The sequence below is a fragment of the Microbacterium sp. AC026 genome (genome assembly GCF_979258475.1).
This window is the reverse complement of record NZ_OZ409857.1, coordinates 2338192-2357670: the sequence shown is the minus strand read 5'-3', so window position 1 is coordinate 2357670 and position 19479 is coordinate 2338192. Positions and strand designations below refer to the sequence as shown.

General features: G+C 68.8%; 19 protein-coding genes and 2 pseudogenes. 12 read left to right on the top strand and 9 right to left on the bottom strand.

All coding sequences use genetic code 11. The features are described 5' to 3' along the window. Window positions 1-52: 52 nt before the first annotated feature. The 3 genes from ACZZ93_RS11745 to ACZZ93_RS11735 all read right to left on the bottom strand — a co-directional run bounded on the left by ACZZ93_RS11745 (window position 53) and on the right by ACZZ93_RS11735 (window position 2572). Window positions 53-1486, bottom strand: a complete 1434-nt coding sequence (locus tag ACZZ93_RS11745) for an MFS transporter (RefSeq protein WP_463511154.1) — start codon at window positions 1484-1486, stop codon at window positions 53-55. Window positions 1487-1571: 85 nt separating this feature from the next. Then, on the bottom strand, window positions 1572-1925 hold the full coding sequence (locus ACZZ93_RS11740; RefSeq protein WP_053098147.1) for a hypothetical protein: 354 nt from the start codon (window positions 1923-1925) through the stop codon (window positions 1572-1574). Beyond that, window positions 1922-2572: an acyl-CoA synthetase gene (locus tag ACZZ93_RS11735; protein ID WP_394195119.1), complete on the bottom strand. Its 651-nt coding sequence runs from the start codon at window positions 2570-2572 to the stop codon at window positions 1922-1924. The genes ACZZ93_RS11740 and ACZZ93_RS11735 overlap by 4 nt, the downstream gene beginning before the upstream one ends. Window positions 2573-2875: 303 nt before the next feature. Between ACZZ93_RS11735 and ACZZ93_RS11730 the strand changes: the two genes are divergently transcribed. Next, window positions 2876-3829: a hypothetical protein gene (locus ACZZ93_RS11730; protein WP_463511153.1), complete on the top strand. Its 954-nt coding sequence runs from the start codon at window positions 2876-2878 to the stop codon at window positions 3827-3829. Here ACZZ93_RS11730 and ACZZ93_RS11725 read toward each other — a convergent pair. Continuing rightward, on the bottom strand, window positions 3817-4653 hold the full coding sequence (locus ACZZ93_RS11725; protein ID WP_463511152.1) for a sulfurtransferase: 837 nt from the start codon (window positions 4651-4653) through the stop codon (window positions 3817-3819). The genes ACZZ93_RS11730 and ACZZ93_RS11725 overlap by 13 nt on opposite strands. 134 nt (window positions 4654-4787) lie before the next feature. On the opposite strand from ACZZ93_RS11725, the gene ACZZ93_RS11720 reads away from it, so the two are divergent. The 3 genes and pseudogenes from ACZZ93_RS11720 to ACZZ93_RS11710 form a co-directional block, all read left to right on the top strand. After that, window positions 4788-5675 (top strand): DMT family transporter, encoded by an 888-nt coding sequence (locus ACZZ93_RS11720; RefSeq protein WP_463511151.1) that lies wholly within the window; start codon window positions 4788-4790, stop codon window positions 5673-5675. Between the two features lie 44 nt (window positions 5676-5719). After that, window positions 5720-6379, top strand: a complete 660-nt coding sequence (locus ACZZ93_RS11715) for a GTP cyclohydrolase II (protein ID WP_372984683.1) — start codon at window positions 5720-5722, stop codon at window positions 6377-6379. Beyond that, window positions 6379-6624 (top strand): annotated as a pseudogene (locus ACZZ93_RS11710) (MarR family transcriptional regulator); the annotation flags it as partial. The gene ACZZ93_RS11715 and the pseudogene ACZZ93_RS11710, both read left to right, overlap by 1 nt. 228 nt (window positions 6625-6852) lie before the next feature. Here ACZZ93_RS11710 and ACZZ93_RS11705 read toward each other — a convergent pair. Further along, the gene (locus ACZZ93_RS11705; protein WP_463511739.1) at window positions 6853-7725 is read right to left on the bottom strand and encodes an aldo/keto reductase; all 873 of its coding nucleotides are present in this window, start codon (window positions 7723-7725) and stop codon (window positions 6853-6855) included. A gap of 92 nt (window positions 7726-7817) precedes the next feature. Between ACZZ93_RS11705 and ACZZ93_RS11700 the strand changes: the two genes are divergently transcribed. After that, window positions 7818-8705 carry a helix-turn-helix transcriptional regulator gene (locus tag ACZZ93_RS11700; protein WP_053098155.1) on the top strand — a complete coding sequence of 296 codons (888 nt, stop codon included), beginning with the start codon at window positions 7818-7820 and terminating at the stop codon, window positions 8703-8705. A 138-nt stretch (window positions 8706-8843) separates the two neighbouring features. Beyond that, window positions 8844-9119, top strand: a complete 276-nt coding sequence (locus tag ACZZ93_RS11695) for a helix-turn-helix domain-containing protein (protein WP_230100911.1) — start codon at window positions 8844-8846, stop codon at window positions 9117-9119. A 177-nt stretch (window positions 9120-9296) separates the two neighbouring features. On the opposite strand, the gene ACZZ93_RS11690 is transcribed toward ACZZ93_RS11695, so the two are convergent. Together ACZZ93_RS11690 and ACZZ93_RS11685 are read right to left on the bottom strand one after the other, a co-directional pair. Next, complete coding sequence (locus ACZZ93_RS11690; RefSeq protein WP_053098157.1) at window positions 9297-9890, bottom strand: ClpP family protease; 594 nt, start codon at window positions 9888-9890, stop codon at window positions 9297-9299. Beyond that, a complete protein-coding gene (locus ACZZ93_RS11685) occupies window positions 9887-10501 on the bottom strand; it encodes a ClpP family protease (protein ID WP_285363513.1) in 615 nt (204 codons plus the stop codon). The genes ACZZ93_RS11690 and ACZZ93_RS11685 overlap by 4 nt, the downstream gene beginning before the upstream one ends. Before the next feature lie 154 nt (window positions 10502-10655). On the opposite strand from ACZZ93_RS11685, the gene ACZZ93_RS11680 reads away from it, so the two are divergent. Continuing rightward, complete coding sequence (locus tag ACZZ93_RS11680) at window positions 10656-11123, top strand: acyl-CoA thioesterase (RefSeq protein WP_072592111.1); 468 nt, start codon at window positions 10656-10658, stop codon at window positions 11121-11123. Window positions 11124-11314: 191 nt separating this feature from the next. Beyond that, window positions 11315-13023, top strand: a pseudogene (locus tag ACZZ93_RS11675) (AMP-binding protein). 7 nt (window positions 13024-13030) lie between these two features. Here ACZZ93_RS11675 and ACZZ93_RS11670 read toward each other — a convergent pair. Both ACZZ93_RS11670 and ACZZ93_RS11665 read right to left on the bottom strand, forming a co-directional pair. Beyond that, a complete protein-coding gene (locus ACZZ93_RS11670) occupies window positions 13031-13423 on the bottom strand; it encodes a hypothetical protein (RefSeq protein WP_463511150.1) in 393 nt (130 codons plus the stop codon). 118 nt (window positions 13424-13541) lie between these two features. After that, entirely contained in the window at window positions 13542-15014 is a 1473-nt protein-coding gene (locus ACZZ93_RS11665; protein WP_072592114.1) for an MATE family efflux transporter, read from the bottom strand. Between the two features lie 146 nt (window positions 15015-15160). On the opposite strand from ACZZ93_RS11665, the gene cycA reads away from it, so the two are divergent. The 4 genes from cycA (at window position 15161) to ACZZ93_RS11645 (ending at window position 19458) form a co-directional block, all read left to right on the top strand. Beyond that, on the top strand, window positions 15161-16621 hold the full coding sequence (cycA, locus tag ACZZ93_RS11660) for a D-serine/D-alanine/glycine transporter (RefSeq protein ID WP_463511149.1): 1461 nt from the start codon (window positions 15161-15163) through the stop codon (window positions 16619-16621). 184 nt (window positions 16622-16805) lie between these two features. Beyond that, window positions 16806-17792: an aldo/keto reductase gene (locus tag ACZZ93_RS11655; RefSeq protein ID WP_372984686.1), complete on the top strand. Its 987-nt coding sequence runs from the start codon at window positions 16806-16808 to the stop codon at window positions 17790-17792. A 31-nt stretch (window positions 17793-17823) separates the two neighbouring features. Continuing rightward, window positions 17824-18477, top strand: coding sequence for an IMPACT family protein (locus ACZZ93_RS11650; protein WP_463511148.1), 654 nt, complete (start codon window positions 17824-17826; stop codon window positions 18475-18477). A gap of 51 nt (window positions 18478-18528) precedes the next feature. Beyond that, entirely contained in the window at window positions 18529-19458 is a 930-nt protein-coding gene (locus ACZZ93_RS11645; RefSeq protein WP_053098165.1) for a J domain-containing protein, read from the top strand. Window positions 19459-19479 lie beyond the last annotated feature (21 nt).

The following is a 19479-nucleotide window of genomic DNA, read 5'->3' as shown; positions in this document are numbered from 1 at the left end:
AAGCGACCCCGCACGAATCTGACCCGGCGCCGGGTCACCAACGCCGTGCGGGCTAGGGGCGGGGCTCTCCGGAGTGCGCGCCCGCCGGATCCCGCGGCATGAACGCCGCGGCGATCAGGGTGAGCACGGCCACGACGGCGGCAGCGATGAACACCCAGACGGATGCCGAGATGATGGTCGCCGGGTCCTCGGGCCCCGCGCCCTGCGCGATCACCGAGTTCGAGATCGCGCCGAACACGGCCACCCCGAGCGCGCTGCCCGCCGAGCGGGCGAAGGCGTTCATGCCGGTCACGGCACCCCGCTCGCCCCAGCCGACCGAGGCCTGAGCCGCGATCAGCGTCGGGGCGGCGCTCCAGCCGAGGCCGAAGCCCAGGACGAATGCCACGGCGGCGATCGAGAACGGATTGGGCCAGGGAGAGACCACCGCCAGAGCGATCGCCGCGACCGCGGTGATCGACATGCCGGTGAGCGCTGTGCGTCGGAAACCGATCCGCATGTACAGCCGGCCCGCGTTCGCTGCGGCGAGCGGCCAGCCGAGTGTGAGCGCCGCGACGGCCAACCCCGACAGCAGCGGTGCGATGCCGATGGACCCTTCCAGATATGCGGGTGCGAAGCTCGTCACGCCGGTCATCAGGGCGCCGACGCCCAGGGAGACGATCGTGGTCGTGAGGATCAGCGGCCGCGCCGCCAGGCGCAGGTCCACGATCGGCTCGGCTGCGCGACGCTCGACGAGGCCGAAGGCCACGAGCGCCGCGGCGCCGAGTCCGAAACAGACGGCACTGGGGATCGACAGCCACGCCCAGGCGTTGCCGCCCTCCAGCATCCCGAGGATCAGGCCCGTGAGTCCGACCGTGAGCAGCACGGCACCGGCGTAGTCGATGCGATGACGCTGCGTCTGCTTCTCTTCGTGATACCGCCGCAGCAGCATCCATCCCGCGATCAGACACAGCGGGATGTTGACCCAGAAGATCCACCGCCAGGCGTCGAGCTGGGCGAAGATGCCGCCGAGCGCCGGCCCGACGACAGAGGAGATCGCCCACACCGAGGCGATGTACCCCTGCACCTTGGCGCGCTCGGCGACCGTGTAGATGTCGCCGACGATCGTCATCGACATCGGCGCGACGGCACCGGCGCCGAGGCCCTGGATGATGCGGAACACGATCAGGGCGGTCATGCTCCAGGCGAAGCCGGAGAGGACCGACCCGAGCAGGAACAGCGCGATGCCGAGCAGGATGATCGGCTTGCGGCCGACGGTATCGGCGAAGCGCGAGTAGATCGGCACGCTGACCGCCTGTGCGAGCAGATAGACCGAGAAGAGCCAGGGGAACTGCTGGTAGCTGCCCAGATCGCGCACGATGCTGGGCACCGCGGTCGCGAGGATCGTCGCGTCGATCGCGATCAGCCCCGTGGCGAGCATGAGGGCCCCGAGCACCGGGCCTCGTTCCGACCTGAGTCCGATGGAGGCGCGGTCGATCGAGGCAGTCACTACAGGGACAAGCCGTCGCAGCCCGGGACTATTCCGGTCGCGATGGAGAACCTTGCGATCCGGTCAGGAGGAGCTTGCGATCCGGTCAGGAGGAGGACGTGCGGCCCGGCTTGTCGGCGCCCGGCTCGTCGGGAGTCTCGGGGTCGAACAGCACGGGGCGGTCGACCTTCTTGGTGACCTCGGCCGGGTCGACCACGAGGATCAGCATCGCGAGGAACAGCAGCGTGACGATGAATGCGCCGCCGCCGACCACCAGGCCGAGCGCGATCGGCGTGAGGCCGTCGTAGGTGCCGTTCGCGATGGCGTTGTTCACCCGGGCGGTGAAGGCGCCGGTCGACACGAGCGTCACCACCGCGGCGAAGACGCCGCAGCCGAGAGCAATGCCCAGCAGGTGCAGCGGGCGCAGAATGTCGCGTCGGGTGGGCTTCTCGTCGCTCATCGCTCTCCTCCGTGCCCGGCGGGGGCGGGGTCGTTCTCGATCGTGGTCCCGGCGGCGACAGCATCCGCTCGCTTCGGGGTCAGACCGGCGATGCCGAGGAAGACCGCGACGATGGCCGCGTATCCGCCGAACATCCCGACGCCGAGGATGATGCCGGTCAGCTCGAACGCACCGGCTCCCTCGATGGCGTACGGCTGCACGAAGCCCGCCGGGATCGCGATCAGGAGCACGGCCAGCAGCAGGCCGAAGGCGCCGAGGGTGATCGAGTCCCGTGCGGTTGCATCGCCGGCTTTGCGAGCACGGAGTCCGACGACGAGCTCGAGGATGCCGGTCGAGACCGCCCAGGCGATCACGACGACGAAGAAGAGGTCTTCGGTACGCCATGCGGGCACACCGGCGGTCATCCCGGCGACGAAGCTCAGCAGGGCGAACACGACGGACGGCCAGCGCTGACCGGCCGGGAAGACGAGCCACGCGGCGACGATCATCACGAGGCCGGTGGTGAGCACGAAGCCGCTGAAGACGGAGAGACCGACGGCCGCCGAGTGATCGGGCGAGAAGGTGATCATCACTGCAGCGGCGGCGGCGAAGAGCGCGCGCAGCAGCTGAAGATGACGCACGGTGAACGCGCGGGCGGTGGCAGACATGAAGATCGAGGGTCCTCCGGGGTGTTCCCCCCAGTCTACGCGGGGGCGCTGAGTGAGCGCCGACACCGGAGAGGTGTTCGCGGGGCCCGATGGATCTCCCCAGATCGATCATCAGGCCCCGCGACAGAACGCAGCGACGGGGGCGACACTGCGTCAGGCCGAGTGGTCGCGAGGTCGGGCACCCTGCTCACGACTGCTCAGCCGATAGACCCCAGAAATAGCACCTCGTCCCCTACGCGATGCTGGTGTGGTCGTATGCTCACTCTAGGGCTCGATTCTTCACATACCGGAGGGGGTGCTGTGATGAGCATGGAAAGTGGTCTGCGCCGATATGCCGATGTATTCGCAGCGTCCTTCCGCGACGCGATCAATGCGCGTGGATTGACTCTGGCGCGGCTGCACGAGCAGCTGCGCGCCCGCGGCAACAGCGTGTCCATGGCGACGCTCAGCTACTGGCGGTCCGGAGCTCGGCGCCCCGAGGGTGCCCAGTCGATGGCCGCGCTCGGCGACATCGAGCAGCTGCTGCACCTCGAGCCCGGCTCTCTCACCGCCCTGCTCGGCACCACGAACCGCACCGGTCCGCTCGGACCCAACCTCTTCCCGCTCGACGAGCAGGAGCTCGAGGACGCCGTCAAAGAGGCGTTCGCCGCTCTCGGCGCGGAGTACCCCGACACGTCGCGCGAACTCACGACCCACTCGGTGACGGACGTGGATGCCGCGGGCAACGTCTCGTACTCGATCACGCGCAGCATCGTGCAGTCGACCGTCGGCACCGTCGCGTCGATCCCGTTCCTCGAGATGACACCGGGCATCAGCACTCCCGCCCCGTTCATCGAGGCGGTGGCGGGAGGACGCATCGCTGCCCGGTACTCGCACCCGAACGGCGAGGTGCACGGCGTCCTGTTCGAACTCGACGTTCCTCTGACCGCTCCGAGCACCGCGATGGTCGAGTGGTCGGTCGCCTACCCCCGGACTATCCGCCCCAGCGCGAGACGGGTCATGCCGTCGCCCGGCAGACCAGGGAGCTGCTGGTGTGGACGCGATTCCACCCCGACGCGCTGCCCGACCGGATCGAAGAGCGCGTCGAGACCCCGGACGGCTCGACGCTCACCGAGCTGTCGCTCGAGGGCCGCAATTCGGTGCACCAGGTGCGACGCGCATTCGGACCCGGACTGCTCGGCGTCGCCTGGAGCTACGCCGACGGGCGCTGACCGCGCCCGCCTGCGAGCTCGGAGCCGACCGACTCACCCGGGTTGATCGCCGACCGCGACCGGGCGTCCCGGAGTGTTCGACCACTGGCTCCACGAGCCGGGGAAGACCTTCGCCTCGATGCCGATCTCATCCAGCACCAGCGCGGTGTGCGCCGCAGTGATGCCCGAGCCGCAGTAGGCCGCGACGGGCGTCCCCTCGGTCACCCCGAGGGCGGCGAAGGTCGCCTGAAGGGTGTGCGTGTCGAGGATCCGGCCCTCGGCATCCAGATGGGCGGCCATCGGGACGTTGAGCGCGCCCGGAATGTGCCCGGGGATCGGATCGAAAGGCTCGTGCTCTCCCCGATAGCGATCCGGCGCGCGCGCGTCGAGCAGCACACCGGTGTCGACGAACGAGGCGGCCTCGTCGATCGAGATCGCATCGCCGCCGATCTCGTCGAGGACGACGTCGCTGGGCTCGGCCTGCACGTCATCTTCGGCGACCGGAAGGCCGGCGGCCGTCCACGCGCGGATGCCGCCGTCGAGGACGCGCACGTCGACACCGCCCTGACGCAGCAGCCACCATGCTCGTGACGCACTGACTCCCTTGGCGTCGTCATAGGCGACGACGACGTCACCCCGGTTCACACCCCACCGCCGGGCGGCATCCTGGAGCGTCGCTGTGGAGGGCAGGGGGTGCCGGCCGTCCGAGGGTTCGCCGTGGGTGGCGAGCTCGGTCGCGAGCGGCACGAAGACCGCCCCCGGGATGTGGCCCGCGAGGTAGTCCTCTCGGCCGTCGGGCCGGTCGAGTCGCCAGCGCACGTCGATCACACGCACGGGGGTCTCGGACGTCAGCAGATCGCGCAGTTCGGTGGCGCTCACGAAGTTGCTCATGATCCGAGGCTAGCGAGACGCCGTCCGGATCGCGCACCCGGCTGTATTCCGTCGACATATCGGGCCGACCGGCGATTCGAGACGGCGGTCGGCGCGGCGCTAGGCTCGTCCCGGCCGCGTCGAGAAAGGACAGCATGTCCACTCGATTCCGCTTCATGAGCCTGCGCCGACAGGAGGTCGCCCTCATCGCCGTGACGGCGGTCTGGGGCAGCACATTCCTCCTGGTGCACTGGGCGATGCAGCACTCGGGGCCGTGGTTCTTCGTCGGCATCCGGTTCCTGGTCGCCGGCGCGATCAGCATCGTCATCTTCCGACGGGCGCTGCGCGGCATCCGCTGGCGCGACATCGGCGCCGGGGTCGCGATCGGCGTGATGATCTATCTCGGATACGGATTGCAGACCGTCGGGCTGCAGACCATCGATTCGAGCACCTCGGCGTTCATCACCGCGATGTACATCCCTCTCGTGCCGCTCGCGCAGTGGGCCGTCTTCCGCAAGCGCCCACCGGCCATGGCGTTCGTGGGCGCCGCGCTCGCGTTTCTCGGACTGCTGCTCATCGCGGGACCCGATGCGTTCGCCCTGACCCTCGGGGCGGGCGAGATCCTGACGCTCATCAGCACCCTGCCCATCGCGGCCGAGATCGTCCTGATCAGCGTGTTCGCCGGTCGGATCGACCTCGGCAGGATCACGATCATCCAGCTCCTCACCGCCGGAGTGCTCGGCATCCTCACCATGCCGGTCGTCGGCGAGGGCCTGCCCGAGTTCTCGTGGATCTGGGTCGGCTGCGCAGTCGGACTCGGAGCGGCGAGCTGCGTCATCCAGCTCACGATGAACTGGGCCCAGAAGTCCGTGTCCCCGACCCGCGCGACGATCATCTATGCGGGCGAACCGGTCTGGGCGGCCGTGATCGGGCGCATCGCCGGTGAACGCCTGCCCGTCGCCGCACTGATCGGCGGAGCACTCGTGGTGCTCGGCATCCTCGCCAGCGAGCTCAAGCCCGTGCGTCGTCGTTCCGTGGAGTAGTGCGCCAGCGGGAATATCGCAGGCGTCGGCGCGTTGCACCCGACATGATTGAAACTTCAACCGTCGTTCCGGTCGCCACAGAGCGGACGCGGGTGCGCGTGCCGATGCGCTTCGCCGACGGGTTCTCGACCACGGCGGATGTCGTCACGTTCGACGGACTGATCGACGGCCGCGAGCACCTGCTGCTCGGGCTCGGCGACTGGAGGGCCGCCCTGGAGCGCGCGGCCGACGGCGGCGACGCACCCCTCGTGCGTCCGCACAGCGAATGCCTGACCGGTGACGTGTTCGGTTCTGAGCGCTGCGACTGCGGCCCGCAACTGCGTGAAGCCGTCGAGCGCATCGCCGAAGACGGCGGGTTCCTGCTCTACCTGCGCCAGGAGGGTCGGGGCATCGGCCTCTACGCCAAGCTCGACGCGTACGCGCTGCAGGATGCCGGCCTCGACACGTACGAGGCGAACGTCGCACTCGGCCGCGGCGAAGACGAACGCGACTACACGATCGCCGCGCAGATGCTGCAGGCGGTGGGCGTCGACAGCATCCGTCTGCTGAGCAACAACCCCGACAAGGCGGCACAGCTCGACGCCCTCGGCATCCGCGTCACCGAGCAGGTGCGCACCGGCGTGCACCTGTCGGACGCGAACCACCGCTACCTCGAGGCCAAGCGCGACCACACCTCGCACACGCTCGACCTGTCAGCCGCCTGATGAACGCGCAGCCGGCGAGCGAGCGGAGGCTCGACGATGCGGAGATGCAGACGTGGCTGCCGACCATCCGGTTCGTGCAGCTGCTGCCGCAGGTGCTCGATCGCACGCTCAAGGCCGAGACCGGGCTCAAGCACTCGCACTACGCGATCCTGGTGACCCTCGCAGGTCAGGGTGATCGCGCGATCCCGATGACCGAGCTCGCGCAGATCGCCGGGCTCAGCCGCTCACGACTCAGCCACGCGATCGACTCGCTCGAAGACCGCGGCTGGGTGACGCGCACCTCGTGCAGCAGCGACAAGCGCACGCTGACCGCTGCGCTGACGGATGCCGGTCGTGACCTGCTGCGGGCGGCGGCGCCCGTTCATGTGGCGCAGATCCGCGAACTGATCCTCGACCCTCTGACCGCAGAGGAGAGGAGCAGCTCGGCACGATCACGGCCAAGCTGCTCCCCGGCGTCGCCGCCGCTCTCTAGGTCACGCCTCGGGGATCTCGCGGCCGAAGGTCTCGAGCGTGACGTCCTCGGGCTCAGGGCCACGGCGCACACCGGTGTCGAGCGCATCGATCGCGTCGAGCTGGTCGGCGGTGAGCTCGAAGTCGAAGACGTCGAAGTTCTCGGCGATGCGGGCGGGACGCACCGACTTCGGCAGCGCGGAGCGACCCTGCTGCAGGTGCCAGCGCAGCATCACCTGTGCCGGCGACTTGCCGTGCTCTGCGGCGATGGCCGTGAGCGTCTCGTCGTCGAAGACGGATGCGCCGTTGGGGCGGTAGGCCGTGATGCCGCCGATGGGCGACCACGCCTGGGTGACGATGCCGGCCGCGGCATCCGCCTGCTGCACCTCGCGCTGCTGGAAGTAGGGGTGCACCTCGATCTGGTTGAGCGCGGGGACGATGCTCGTCTCCGCCGCCAGCTTGTCGAGGTGCCCCGCCATGAAGTTGCTGACGCCGATGGCGCGCACCCGACCGTCGGCGAGCAGGGTCTCGAGCGCCTTATAGGCACCCAGGGTGAGGTCGAAGCGGGTCGGCAGGGCCTGGTGCAGGATCAGCAGGTCGAGCTGATCGACCCCGAGCTTGCCCGTCGACTTCTCGAACGCGTGCAGGGTCTCGTCGTAGCCGAAATCGCTGATCCAGACCTTGGTCTCGATGAAGACCTCGTCGCGCGCGATACCGGTGCGGCGGATCGCCTCGCCCACCTCGCGCTCGTTGCCGTACGCAGCGGCGGTGTCGATCAGGCGGTAGCCGGTCTCGAGAGCGGTGCTGACGGCATCGACCGTCTCGTCCGGAGCGGCCTGGAACACTCCGAAGCCGAGGGCGGGCATCTCGATGCCGGTGTTGAGCGTGATGTTCATCGTCATACCTCCAGTGTGCGCGTCCGCTCCCACGCGAGGGAGAGTCCACCAGTACCTCCCTCCCTCGCGACAGGGGGCGTACCGTCGCATACATGGACACCCGCAGCGAGGTGCGCGAATTCCTCTCGTCGAGGCGCGACCGCATCACCCCCGACCAGGCCGGCCTCCCCGCATTCGGCGGCAACCGCCGTGTGCCGGGGCTGCGCCGTGAAGAGGTGTCGCTGCTCGCCGGCGTCAGCGTCGACTATTACACCCGGCTCGAACGGGGCGATCTGTCCGGCGTCTCCGACAGCGTGCTCGATGCGCTCGCCCGTGCTCTTCAGCTCGACGAGGCCGAGACCGCGCATCTGTTCGATCTCGCCCGCACCGCGAACGCCTCACCCGTCGCCCGCAAGCCGCGCAAGAAGGTCGAGACGCTGCGCCCCAGCATCCTGCGCCTGCTCGACGCGATGACCGAGGCGCCGGCGATCGTGCGCAACAACTACTTCGACTACCTCGCGGCGAACGCGCTCGGCCGCGCGCTCTATGCGCCGCTCTTCACGACCCCGGTGCCGAACAGCGCCCGCTTCGCCTTCCTCGACCCGGCCGCACAGACGTTCTACCCCGAATGGGAGCGAAACACCCAGGAGCTCGTGGCCGCGATGCGCGGCGAAGCGGGGCGCAACCCGTTCGACCGCAAGCTCACCGATCTCGTCGGCGAGCTGTCGACGCGCAGTGAGCGGTTCCGCACCCTGTGGGCGGCGCACAACGTGCGCTTCCACCGCAGCGGCGTCAAGAGGATCAACCACCCCGTCGTCGGCGAGATGGAACTCACCTACGAAGCGTTCGAGCTGCCTGCCGACCCGGGCCTGCAGATGTCGACCTACACGGCGGAGCCGGGAACGGCATCGGCCGACAAGTTGCGGATGCTGGCCAGCTGGGCGGCGACCGACGCTGCCGATGGGACCATCGATGCGCCTTCAGAGCGCACCGAGGCCTGATTTCTGCTGTGAGCAGAACGGCTCGAATCGTGCGCTGACGGCGGATTATCGTGAGGCATGGCCGACCTCGTCCCGTTCCCTCGCGCACCTCGCTCTGCCCGCCCTCGTCCCAGTGAGCCCGAGCCCTTATGGCGCCAGATGGTCGGCGACCAGCTGCGCCGTCGACGACACGACCGGGACGAGACCCTGACCGAGACGGCAGGGAACGCCGGAGTCTCCCCGCAATACCTCTCCGAGGTCGAACGGGGACTCAAGGAGCCGTCGAGCGAGATGATCGCGGCGATCGCCGGGGCCCTCGACACCTCGCTGATCGAACTGACGAGCGCCGTGGCCGACGAGCTGCGCCAGGCGACGATGGCGCCGGCATCCGCTGCGGTGTCCGCCACCCGCGGGGCCTTCGCCCTCGCCGCCTGACGGCTCGTCTCGTCTGCCCGCCCGTCCGAAGGTCCGTCCGTCTGAAGGTCCGTCCGTCTGCAGGTCCGTCCGTCTGCAGGTCAGCCCGTCTGCAGGAGTTCGGCACGGATGCAGGACCAGAACGGCAGAATCATCCTGCATCCGTGCCCCGATCCTGCAGACGAACGCCGTGGCCCCTCAGTCCGCCCGCTCCCCCAGCACGGTGTCGACCAGACCGTAGTCCCGGGCGGCGGATGCCGTGAAGACGCGATCCCGGTCGGTGTCGGCGCGCAGCTCGCTCAGCGAGCGTCCGCTGTGCCTGGCGAGGATCGACTCCATGTCGGAACGCACCCGCACGACCTCGTCCGCCGCGAGGATGAGGTCGGGGATCGCTCCCCGCGACTGGCCCGCCGGCTGATGCAGCACGATGCGGGCGTGCGCGAGAGCTGCCCGCTGTCCCGGAGCCCCTGCCGCGACCAGCAGCGCCGCCGGCCCGATCGCCTGACCCACACACGTCGTCGCGATCGCCGGACGAACGTGCTGCATGGTGTCGTAGATCGCGAGCGCCGCCCCCGGGTCGCCACCTTCGCTGTTGATGTAGAACTGGATGCCGGAATCCTGGCTGTCGGCATCGAGGTGCAGCAGCTGCGCGATCAACGCGTTGGCGACTCCGGCGTCGATGCCGGTGCCGAGATAGATGACCCGCTCGGCGAGCAGGTGCGAGTAGACGTCCATGACGCGTTCACCGCGCGGATGCTGCGCGATGACGTTGGGGATCGTGTAGCCGCTCATGCGCCCGCCCCCAGCCCGACCCGGGCCCGACGACGCGGCATGAGATCCGCGAGCGAGGCGACGATCTCGTCGATGAAGCCATAGTCCTTCGCCTGCTCCGCCGTGTACCAGCGGTCGTGCAGCGAGTCCTCGAAGATGCGCTCCACGGGCTGTCCGGTGTCGGCCGCGATCAGCCCGAGCACGGTGTCGCGCATGTGCCTCAGGTCGTCGGCCTGCGTCTCGAGCTCGCCCGCCGAGCCGCCGATCCCGGCCGAGCCCTGATGCATGAGGATGCGCGCGTGCGGGAGCGCCCTGCGCTTGCCCCTCGCCCCGGCTGAGAGGAGGAACTGCCCGGCGCTGCACGCGAGCCCGAGTGCGAGGGTCGACACGTCGTTCGGCACGAGGGTCATGAGGTCGCGGATCGCGAGCATCGACGGCACGGAACCACCGGGCGAATGGATCCACAGGGCGATGTCGGTCGTCGGATCCTCCGCCGAGAGGGTGAGCAGCTGCGTCATGAGCAGCGTGCCGTTGTCGTCGTCGAGGGCGCCGTCGAGCACGAGCACTCGTTCGTGGAACAGTGCCCGGCGGGCCTCGGGGCCGAACTGCGGGATGGGGTTGTCTTCGCTCATGGCCCCAGCATCCGCCGCCGTGTCGGAGTGCGGGCGAGTATCCGCTCGCGGCAGATCGGCCCAGAGCAGATCTCCCCCAGCACATCCACTCGTGCAGATCGGTTCGGCATCCTCGCGTAACACCCCCGACTCACGCGGCTCCTACCCTCGTAGCATGGCGAAGCAGAAGACACCCGAGTGGCAGTGGTCCGAAGACGGCATCAACTTCCGCACCCGCAAATGGGTGAAGCCGGAAGACCTCAACGCGAACGGATCGCTGTTCGGCGGCAGCCTGCTGAAGTGGATCGACGAAGAGGCCGCGATCTACGCGATCGTGCAGCTGGGCAATTATCGGGCCGTGACGAAGCACATCTCCGAGATCAACTTCGAGGCCTCAGCCGTGCAGGGCGACCTGATCGAGATCGGCCTGCAGGCCACGCACTTCGGCACCACGTCTCTGACCATGCGCGCCGTCGCCCGCAACATGATCACGCGCAAGCGCATCCTCACGATCGAGAAGATCGTTTTCGTGAGCCTGGACGACGACGGGATGCCGACGCCGCACGGATACGACGAGATCACGTACAACCGCGATCGGATGCCGACCGAGCGCATCGCCACGGGGACGATCCGTCTGCCCTAGCCGCGGCTCCCGCCCGCTCTTTTGCCCGTGTTCGGGCCTCCGTTCAGGAGGAGATCCCTCGCACCGAAGGACCAGGCAGTGGATTCGGTCCTTCTGAGCGAGGGATCTCCTTCCGCAGGTGCGGGGGTCAGAGGCCGGCGTCTGCGCTCGGTGCGAGGATGGAACACGTCTGCCGAGCAAAGGAGCCCAGAATGAGCCGCAGCGCCACCGCAGCCACGACCGCGATCAGAGAGATGCGCGACTTCCTGTTCGCGAACGCGACGGACTACGCCGCGGCACGCGAGGGGTTCGCCTGGCCTGCGCCCGCTGAGTTCAACTTCGCGCTCGAATGGTTCGACGTGATCGCCGGCGAGTCGCCCGACCGCCCGGCGGTGCAGATCGTGTCAGCCGACCTCAGCCTCGAGTCGTGGACCTACGGAGAGCTGTCGAACCGCTCCGACCAGGTCGCCGCCTGGCTCACAGGACTCGGCATCGGGCGCGGCGACCACGTCATCGTGATGCTCGGCAACACCATCGAACTCTGGGAGGTGATGCTCGCCATCACCAAGGTCGGCGCGGTGTCGATCCCCACCTCGACGTTGCTCTCGGCATCCGACCTGGCCTACCGCGTCGACCACGGACGCGCCCGCGCCATCGTGACGCTCGGCGGCCTGGCCGAGCGCATCACCGACATCGACGGCGACGTCCTGCGCATCGGGGTGGGCGAGGGCATTCCGGCCGGGTGGACGCGCTTCGACGATTCCGCCGACGCTCCGACGACCTTCGAGCCCGACGCCGCGACCCCCGCCGATGACACGGCTCTGCTCTACTTCACGAGCGGCACGACCAACCGTCCGAAGCTCGTGCAGCACACCCACGTGTCGTACCCGATCGGGCATCTGTCGACCATGTGGTGGCTCGGTGTGCGCCCCGACGACGTGCACCTGAACATCTCGTCGCCGGGTTGGGCGAAGCACGCGTGGTCGAGCTTCTACTCGCCCTTTCTCGCCGAGGCGACCGTGTTCGTCTACAACTACGACCGCTTCGACGCGAACACCCTCATGCAGGTCATGGACACGCATCATGTCTCGACGTTCTGCGCGCCGCCCACCGTGTGGCGGATGCTGATCCAGGCCGACCTCGGGCGCTTGACCCACCCGCCGCGCGAGCTCGTCGGAGCCGGCGAACCGCTGAACCCCGAGGTCATCGACCGGGTGCAGGAGGCGTGGGGAGGCACGATCCGCGACGGCTTCGGCCAGACCGAGATGACGGCCTGCGTGGGCAACTCCCCGGTCAGGTCGTCAAGATCGGATCGATGGGACGACCCCTGCCCGGATACCCCGTCGTGCTGCTCGACCCCGCGACCGGTGAGCTCGCCGAGCACGAGGGCGAGATCGCGCTCGACCTGGCGCATCCTCCGGTGGGGCTCATGGCCGGGTACTACGACGACCCCGAGAAGACGGCCGAGTCGCGCGTCGGCGGATACCACCACACGGGCGACATCGCCCAGCGGGATGCCGACGGCTATCTGACCTACATCGGCCGGGCGGACGACGTGTTCAAGGCGTCCGACTACAAGATCTCGCCGTTCGAGCTCGAGTCGGTGCTGCTGGAGCACGACCTCGTGATCGAGGCGGCGGTGATCCCGAGCCCCGATCCGACGCGGCTCGCAGTCCCGAAGGCGTACGTGTGCCTGCGCCCCGACGCGGCCGGATCCGACGCCGAGGCCGCGCGATCGATCTTCGCCTACGCCCACGACCGGCTGTCCTCGCACCTCTGGGTGCGGATCATCGAGTTCGTGCCCGAGCTGCCCAAGACGATCTCCGGCAAGATCCGCCGGGTCGAACTGCGCGCCCGAGAGGCCGAGCGCGTGGCCTCAGGGGACGAGGCCGCGCAGCACCGGGATCGCGACTACCGCTGAGTGCGGCTCAGCCTGCGAGCGCAGGCTGACTGCCGGTGCTCGGCGCTTTCGTGGAGCGCGCCGGGACCGTCGGCTCGGGCGCGTCGACGACAGCCTGGATCCGCGCGGCGCGGGCGACCTCACGGGCAGGCTCGCCCGCGTTGACGACCCCGCGTGCGACGGCTCCGATCACCAGCATCGCGACGAGCACGATGCCGGACACGAGCAGCGGCGTCCACTGATTCGCGAACGATGCCGTGGTGCTGAGCATCGCGCTCGGGATCCACAGTCCTACCGCTCCGCCGGCGAGACCCGCCGCTCCGCGCATGATCGCGACTCCCGCCACGATCGCGCACAGCGCCGCGAGCACGGCCCCCACCACTCCGATCGGCACCAGTATCGATGCCAGTTCGCTTGCCACCCTTGACGATGTCATCACGACCCCCGGTCCGCGGAACCTCCGCATCACCAACATTACGAAGTGTCGGCATTCTGGGCATCCATCTGAAGGATGATGTTCCTCAACCGTGACGCGTTGTTCAGCGGCGCTTCAACCGTGCGAACCGGGACCTCTTGACCACTCGCACCGGCTGGGTGACGACCGCATCGACGACCATGGAGCCGTCGGTCGGACCGATGATCGCCATCGCCGACGTCTCGGTGGACTCGATCGGGTCGACCGGCATGCGGGCGAGCGACCGGTGAGCGCGCACGTACGCGGGCACCAGCAGCACGATCGCGCCGAGCCAGGCGAGAGGGTTGCTGAGCGCGACGCCCTCGAATCCGATGAGCGCGCCGAGCACGACGGCCGCTCCCACGCGCATCACCAGCTCGATCACGCCCGTGACGGTGGGGATGAGTGTGTGGCCGAGGCCCTGCAGCGCACCGCGGAGCACGAACAGCACACCGAGGGCCCAGTACCCGCATCCGTTGATGATCAGCATGAGGTGCGCGAGTCGCACGACCTCGTCGGACCCCTCACCGACGAACAGGCGCACCATCGGCGTGCCGAACGCGATGATGATGACGCCGAGTGCGATGCCGGCGGCGATCGCCATCCAGGTGCCCTCGACGACCCCTCGACGGATGCGGTCGGGGCGGCGCCCGCCCAGGTTCTGCGCCGTGTACATCGACGACGCGAGGCCCAGCGACGAGAGGAAGGCGACCGCGAGGCCGTCGACGCGGGATGCCGTCGTGTAGGCCGCGACGGCATCCGAGCCGAGCGTGTTCAGCGCCACCTGCACGGTGAGCGTGCCGATCGCGATGATCGATGCCTGGAATCCCATCGGCAGACCGAGGCGCAGGTGCTCCCTGAAGTCGTCGCGGGTGACTCGCCAGTCGGCACGACGCAGGTGCAGCATCGGCAGGCGACGGCGCACGAACTCGAGGCACAGTGCGACGGAGACGGCCTGGGCCACCACGGTCGCGAGGGCTGCGCCGCCGACTCCCCACTCGAGCGGACCGACCATCAGGATCACGAGGCCGACGTTGAGCGCGCACGAGACGGTCAGGAAGATGAGCGGTGTGCGCGAGTCGCCGATCGCCCGGATGATCGCCGAGAGGTAGTTGAAGAACATCGTCGCGCTCGCGCCGATGAAGCTGATCTGGGTGAAGACCGTCGCCTCGGGCATGAGCTCGGCCGGCGTCTGCAGCAGCTCGAGCACGGGCCGGGCGATCAGGGGCGCGACGATCGTGAGCACCACGCTCGTGATTCCGGTCAGGATCACGCCGGTCGCGACGGAGCGGCGCACGGCGGCACCGTCACCCGCTCCGAACGCCTGCGCGATGGGGATCGCGAAACCGCTGGTCAGACCCCAGGCGAAGCCGATGAGCAGGAACAGCAGGCTGCCGGTGGCGCCGACGGCTGCGAGGGACTCGACGCCGAGGTGCCGGCCGACGACGACGGCGTCGGCGAACTGGTACATCTGCTGCACGACGTTTCCGAGCAGCAGGGGAATGGAGAACGACAGGATGACACGCCACGGACGGCCCGTGGTCAGAGAGGTGGCCATGAGAGAAGAGGCTCGCAGAACTGGGGGATGATCGGGGGTCGTACCAGGATATCGAATCGATTCGGTTGGATGCCATCCCCGATCGCCAAGTACGGTCGGAAGGATGCCGCAGCGGGACGCGGCACGGAACACCGGAGGTTCGAGCGATGACGACAGAGAAGACAGGCGGATCCGTCGGGGTGGACGGATCGGCCGACGGCGACGAGCAGCACCTGAAGCGGGCACTGAGCAACCGGCACATCCAGCTGCTCGCGATCGGCGGCGCGATCGGCACCGGCCTGTTCATGGGCAGCGGCAAGACCATCTCGGTCGCGGGCCCCTCGGTCATCTTCGTCTACATGATCATCGGCTTCATGCTGTTCTTCGTCATGCGGGCGATGGGCGAGCTGCTGCTCTCGAACCTCAAGTACAAGTCGTTCAGCGACTTCGCCAGCGACCTGCTCGGCCCGTGGGCGGGGTTCTTCACCGGATGGACCTACTGGTTCTGCTGGGTCGTCACCGGAGTCGCCGACGTGATCGCGATCGCCGGCTACACGGATGCGCTGTTCCCCGGCATCCCGTTGTGGATCCCCGGCGTGCTGGTGATCGTCATCCTGCTCGCGCTGAACCTGCCCACCGTCGCCGCCTTCGGCGAGATGGAGTTCTGGTTCGCGCTCATCAAGATCGTGGCGATCGTGGCGCTCATCATCACGGGTCTCGTGATGATCTTGACCGGCTTCCAGCACGATGCGGGCACGGCGAGCTTCGCGAACCTGTGGGATCACGGCGGCATGTTCCCGCACGGGTTCATGGGCTTCGTCGCCGGGTTCCAGATCGCTGTCTTCGCGTTCGTCGGCGTCGAGCTCGTCGGCACCGCCGCGGCCGAGACGAAGGACCCCGAGAAGAATCTGCCGAAGGCGATCAACGCGATCCCGATCCGCATCCTGCTCTTCTACGTCGGCGCCCTCGTCATCCTGATGGCCGTCACGCCCTGGACCGAGTACGTCGCGGGCGAGAGCCCCTTCATCGCGATGTTCGCTCTCGCGGGCCTCGGCATCGCCGCGACCGTCGTGAACCTCGTCGTGCTGACCTCGGCCATGTCGAGCGCCAACTCGGGCATCTACTCGACCTCGCGCATGGTGTTCGGGCTCGCACAGGACGGCGATGCGCCCCGGCTGTTCGGGCGCCTGTCGAAGCGCCGCGTGCCGCAGAACGCGCTGTTCCTGTCGTGCATCCTGCTGCTGTCGGGTGTCGTGCTGCTCTACGCCGGCAAGGACATCGGCACCGCGTTCGACATGGTCACCACGGTCTCGGCGGTGTGCTTCATGTTCGTCTGGACGATCTTCCTGTGCAGCTACCTCGTCTACCGGCGCCGGCGGCCCGAGAAGGTCGCCGCATCGAGGTTCCGGATGCCGGGCGGCATCTTCATGGTCTACGTCGTGCTCGCGTTCTTCGTGTTCATCCTGTGGGCGTTGACGACACAGCCCGACACGCTGACCGCGCTGCTCGTGACCCCGATCTGGTTCGTGCTGCTGCTCGTCGCGTGGCTGTTCGTGCGGAAGTCGCAGAACCACCTGACCCGGCACGCCGCGCACATCGCCTACCTGCGCGACGACTCGACGGAGTAGTCGCGACGGCTCGGCGTTCACAATTCAGCATGAGCCGGCCGATTCCTGACGAATCGGCCGGTTCTGCTGTGTCCGGGACTGCTCGTGCTGAATCGTGAACGGCGGCTGCCTGTGGGAGGTTCCGACAGGCCCTCCCTCAGCAGCGAGCGTGCGCGTAGCGTCGGGCCTGACGAAAGGACACGGCATGCACACTCGCACACTCGGACAGGGCCTCGAGGTCTCGGCAGTCGGACTCGGCTGCATGGGGATGTCGCAGAGCTACGGACCCAATCCCGGCAGCCGCGACGAGATGATCGGCGTGCTGCGGTCGGCTCTCGACCTCGGCGTCACGTTCTTCGACACCGCGGAGGTGTACGGGCCCTATGTCAACGAAGAGCTCGTCGGCGAGGCGCTCGAGCCGATCCGCGACCAGGTCGTGATCGCGACGAAGTTCGGGTGGCGCATCGAAGATGGCAAGAGCGTCGGGCTCGACAGCCGCCCCGAGCAGATCCGCCGCGTCGCGGAGGCATCGCTGCGGCGCCTGCGCACCGACGTGATCGACCTCTTCTACCAGCACCGCGTCGACCCGGACGTGCCGATCGAAGACGTCGCGGGCACGGTGTCGGAGCTGATCGCCGAAGGCAAGGTGCGCCATTTCGGGCTCTCCGAGGCCTCGGCATCCACCATCCGACGCGCGCATGCCGTGCAGCCGGTCACCGCGCTGCAGAGCGAGTACTCGCTGTGGACCCGCGATCCCGAAGCGGAGGTGCTGCCGATGCTCGGTGAGCTCGGCATCGGCTTCGTACCCTTCAGCCCTCTGGGCAAGGGGTTCCTCACCGGCACCGTCGACCAGACCACCTCATTCGCAGACGGAGACATCCGCGGCACGATCCCCCGCTTCAGCGAGGAGAACCGGGCGGCGAACCAGGCCCTCGTGAGTCACGTCACGGCACTCGCCGAGGCGAAGGACGCATCGTCCGGCCAGATCGCGCTGGCCTGGCTGCTCGCCCGCGAACCGTGGATCGTGCCGATCCCCGGCACCCGCCGCACCTCGCGCATCGCCGAGAACGCGGGAGCGGCGGCCGTGGCGCTCTCGGCAGACGAGATGGCGGATCTCGACCAGCTCGCCGCTCGCGTCGGGGTGCAGGGCGACCGCTACAACCCGCAGCAGATGTCGTTCGTCGACCGGTGAGCCCGCGCCGGCGCTGGGTAGTCTGAGGCGGATGACTCCGCCCCGCAGCTACCCGGCGACGATCGCCGCGCCTGTGGAGCACGAGCTCGTCATCAAGAAGTCACGATTCATCGCGACCGTCGCGCCGGTCGCCTCAGTCGACGAGGCGGATGCCGTGATCGCACGGTTGCGGAAGCGGTGGTGGGATGCCCGGCACAACTGCAGCGCGATGGTCACCGGACTCCTCGGAGACCAGGCACGTTCGTCGGACGACGGCGAGCCGTCGGGCACCGCGGGCGTGCCGATGCTCGAGGTGCTGCGCAGGCGAGAGCTGACCGATGTGGTGGCCGTGGTGACGCGGTACTTCGGCGGGGTCAAGCTCGGCGCCGGCGGCCTCGTGCGGGCATACTCCTCAGCGGTCTCGGAGGCCCTCGACCTCGCGTGGCCGGTGCACCGGCAGTCGCTCACGCAGGTGATGTTCGACGTCTCGCACGCGGATGCCGGGCGCTACGACAACCTCCTGCGCGACTGGGTGCTGCACCACGGAGCGACGCTCGGCGACGCCCGCTATGCAGCGCTGGCGACGTTCGAGGTGTGGGCGCCAGCGGACGAGGTCGACCGTCTCGTCGAGGACATCGCGGCGGCGTCCGCCGGTTCCGTCGTGCCGGTGACCGGCGTGGAGCGCATCGTCGACGTCCCCGGCTGATCCACAACAGCGCCCGGATATTCTGGATGACGCGATCTCGGAAGGAGAGCGATGTTCGACAGCCCGCTCTCGGCTTCCGCCTACGAGATCCTCGGGGTGGACCCCACCGTCGACGACGGCGAGCTGCGGCGCGCCTATCGTCTGCGACTGCGCCAGACCCACCCCGACACCGGAGGGGACGCGGCCGTCTTCATCCAGGTGCAGCGCGCGTGGGAACTCGTCGGCACGCCCGAGGGCCGCGCCGCCTATGACCGTCGCTCCGGCGCCCACCCCGGCATCCCCGCCGAACCGGAGTGGAACGGCTGGCGGCCGCAGTCGGCGACCCGCACCGACACGCGTCCCCGGGCGCGGTCGTACGGCCACCCCGGCGGATGGCGTCGAGAGCGCTACCTCTCACTCATCCGCGAGTGGGCCGGCCGTGGCGTCGAGGTTCCCGATCCCTATGACCCGGCGCTCGTGCGATCAGCGCCGCGAGACCTGCGACGGCTGCTCGCCGATGCGCTGGCAGAAGAGGCGACCGCCCGCACGGTGAGCGCCCTCGGAATGGGATTCACGGTCTGGCACGACGTCGCGACCGGCGCCGACCCCGACGACAAGCTCGACCACGTCGTGCTCAGTCCGTCGGGTCTCTACGGCGTGATGTCGGAGGACTTCGGCGGCGTCGTCGGGTTCCGCCGCGGCGAGATCACCGGCCCGAGCCTCGGCACACGCGCGCCCGTCACCGCGGCGCTCGGCCGCATGCGCACCGTCGCGAAGGCCGCCAAGGTGAAGTTCGGCGGTCTGATCATGGTGCTCCCCGACGACGACCTGGCACAGGCCGTCACACCTCTGGGCAGCAGTCGCGGGGTGCCCGTCGTGGTCGTGCGGCGCAGCGCCCTGGCGATGGTGCTGCGCCAGGGAGTGCCCGGCGCACGAGCGATCGGCGGCAACGAACTGTTCGACGTCCGCACCCGACTGCAGCAGACCGTCACCTTCGTCTGACCCTGGTCGCGCCCTGTCGGC

What these genes read in the sequence shown, in the direction of transcription:
- ACZZ93_RS11740 (WP_053098147.1), bottom strand. Translation starts at nt 1,925, where the DNA reads ATGAGCGACGAGAAGCCCACCCGACGCGACATTCTGCGCCCGCTGCAC.
- ACZZ93_RS11735 (WP_394195119.1), bottom strand. Translation starts at nt 2,572, where the DNA reads ATGTCTGCCACCGCCCGCGCGTTCACCGTGCGTCATCTTCAGCTGCTG.
- ACZZ93_RS11730 (WP_463511153.1), top strand. Translation starts at nt 2,876, where the DNA reads ATGAGCATGGAAAGTGGTCTGCGCCGATATGCCGATGTATTCGCAGCG.
- ACZZ93_RS11725 (WP_463511152.1), bottom strand. Translation starts at nt 4,653, where the DNA reads ATGAGCAACTTCGTGAGCGCCACCGAACTGCGCGATCTGCTGACGTCC.
- ACZZ93_RS11720 (WP_463511151.1), top strand. Translation starts at nt 4,788, where the DNA reads ATGTCCACTCGATTCCGCTTCATGAGCCTGCGCCGACAGGAGGTCGCC.
- ACZZ93_RS11715 (WP_372984683.1), top strand. Translation starts at nt 5,720, where the DNA reads ATGATTGAAACTTCAACCGTCGTTCCGGTCGCCACAGAGCGGACGCGG.
- ACZZ93_RS11705 (WP_463511739.1), bottom strand. Translation starts at nt 7,725, where the DNA reads ATGAACATCACGCTCAACACCGGCATCGAGATGCCCGCCCTCGGCTTC.
- ACZZ93_RS11700 (WP_053098155.1), top strand. Translation starts at nt 7,818, where the DNA reads ATGGACACCCGCAGCGAGGTGCGCGAATTCCTCTCGTCGAGGCGCGAC.
- ACZZ93_RS11695 (WP_230100911.1), top strand. Translation starts at nt 8,844, where the DNA reads ATGGTCGGCGACCAGCTGCGCCGTCGACGACACGACCGGGACGAGACC.
- ACZZ93_RS11690 (WP_053098157.1), bottom strand. Translation starts at nt 9,890, where the DNA reads ATGAGCGGCTACACGATCCCCAACGTCATCGCGCAGCATCCGCGCGGT.
- ACZZ93_RS11685 (WP_285363513.1), bottom strand. Translation starts at nt 10,501, where the DNA reads ATGAGCGAAGACAACCCCATCCCGCAGTTCGGCCCCGAGGCCCGCCGG.
- ACZZ93_RS11680 (WP_072592111.1), top strand. Translation starts at nt 10,656, where the DNA reads ATGGCGAAGCAGAAGACACCCGAGTGGCAGTGGTCCGAAGACGGCATC.
- ACZZ93_RS11665 (WP_072592114.1), bottom strand. Translation starts at nt 15,014, where the DNA reads ATGGCCACCTCTCTGACCACGGGCCGTCCGTGGCGTGTCATCCTGTCG.
- cycA (WP_463511149.1), top strand. Translation starts at nt 15,161, where the DNA reads ATGACGACAGAGAAGACAGGCGGATCCGTCGGGGTGGACGGATCGGCC.
- ACZZ93_RS11655 (WP_372984686.1), top strand. Translation starts at nt 16,806, where the DNA reads ATGCACACTCGCACACTCGGACAGGGCCTCGAGGTCTCGGCAGTCGGA.
- ACZZ93_RS11650 (WP_463511148.1), top strand. Translation starts at nt 17,824, where the DNA reads ATGACTCCGCCCCGCAGCTACCCGGCGACGATCGCCGCGCCTGTGGAG.
- ACZZ93_RS11645 (WP_053098165.1), top strand. Translation starts at nt 18,529, where the DNA reads ATGTTCGACAGCCCGCTCTCGGCTTCCGCCTACGAGATCCTCGGGGTG.